A 592-nucleotide genomic window follows, 5' to 3' on the forward strand; every position below is an offset into this window, starting at 1 on the left:
TTTTCTATTAGAGCATATTTAGTAAAACTCCAAACTGTGTGCCGTGTTCTAACTCATCCACCATGGCAAAGAAGAACGTATCTTGTACTAGAGGGTCACACGTAGATAGTTTTACGTCCCGGTAGAATTCAACTGCCTCTAATTCATCCTTAAGAGCTTTCAAAATACCTTCTTTATAGTGCGAATACTGTATTTGTTTCATTTGATATTCAGGCTGTCTGCCTGTTAGGTGAATGTAAAGCTGGATGAAAGCTTGCAAATGCTCAAGTTCATCTTCATAGGCATGTTGAACAAACTCTCTATTTAATTCATCAGGAGCCTCTTTAAGTAAACGTGCATAAAAATTTGCAGCTGTTGCTTCATCAACTATAGCTTTGTGTACATTCTTTATTAATTGAGGCTGAGACTGGTCCCCAAGCAATGGCGAATAGGGGATATTGAACTTTGCTTTTGATGGGCTCATATTTCTATCCATTTTGTCTTGGATAGGTAATCCGTAGGGGTAATAATAATGACTCATGGTTTTCCTCTCCTTACAATAAAATTCCCACATGTTAGCCTATGTAAGAATAGTTGGGGAGGTAACCATTTT

The 592-nt window shown here is 37.7% G+C and carries 1 protein-coding gene; it reads right to left on the reverse strand.

The window, feature by feature from the left end; all coding sequences use genetic code 11:
- Window positions 1-7: 7 nt before the first annotated feature.
- Window positions 8-520, reverse strand: a complete 513-nt coding sequence (locus RZN25_18565; GenBank protein ID MEQ6378790.1) for a ferritin-like domain-containing protein — start codon at window positions 518-520, stop codon at window positions 8-10.
- Window positions 521-592 lie beyond the last annotated feature (72 nt).

It is taken from the genome of Bacillaceae bacterium S4-13-56 (assembly GCA_040191315.1).
Lineage (GTDB): Bacteria > Bacillota > Bacilli > Bacillales > JAWJLM01 > JAWJLM01.

Bases quoted from the DNA above. Each gene is read 5' to 3' on its own strand.
- RZN25_18565 (MEQ6378790.1), bottom strand. From the start codon at position 520: ATGAGTCATTATTATTACCCCTACGGATTACCTATCCAAGACAAAATG.